Genomic DNA, 474 nt, shown 5'->3' on the forward strand with positions numbered 1-474 from the left:
AAGGGTGTTCGCCGAGCGTCACGTCGTGGTGCTCGGCCGGCCGGAGGCCGGGGAGTACGACGGGTTGCGGGCCGCGCTGCCGGCGGGCACCGCCTGTCATCTCGTGGCCGTCGACGACGGGCCGCTGGACGGCCGGTACGGCGAGGTCGTCGGGCGGGTGTTCGCGCTGCTCCGGGAGATCCTGCGGGGCGGTGTGCGGCGTCCGGTGCTGGTGCAGGTGGTGCTGGTCGGGGCCGCCGGCACGGAGACCGAACGGGAGCGGCTGGCCTGCCTGGGCGGGGTGGCCGGTCTGCTGAAGACCGCCCACCAGGAGAACCCGTTCCTGCACGCGCAGTACGTCGAATGTCTTGACGGAGTATCAGTCATCGGCGTTGCCGGCCGGCTCGAGCACGAGGCGGCGCTGGAGACCGAGCCGGAGGTGCGCTACCGCGACGGCCGGCGCCTGGTGGCCCGGCCGACCCGGGAGGGCCTGCC

Annotated in this window: 1 protein-coding gene; it reads left to right on the forward strand. The window is 74.5% G+C overall.

The features are described 5' to 3' along the window. Positions 1 to 474: hypothetical protein (locus UK12_RS41925; RefSeq protein ID WP_045306915.1), on the forward strand; the 474-nt coding region annotated here is incomplete at both ends.

The sequence above is a fragment of the Saccharothrix sp. ST-888 genome (genome assembly GCF_000955975.1).
Classification (GTDB): domain Bacteria; phylum Actinomycetota; class Actinomycetes; order Streptomycetales; family Streptomycetaceae; genus Kitasatospora.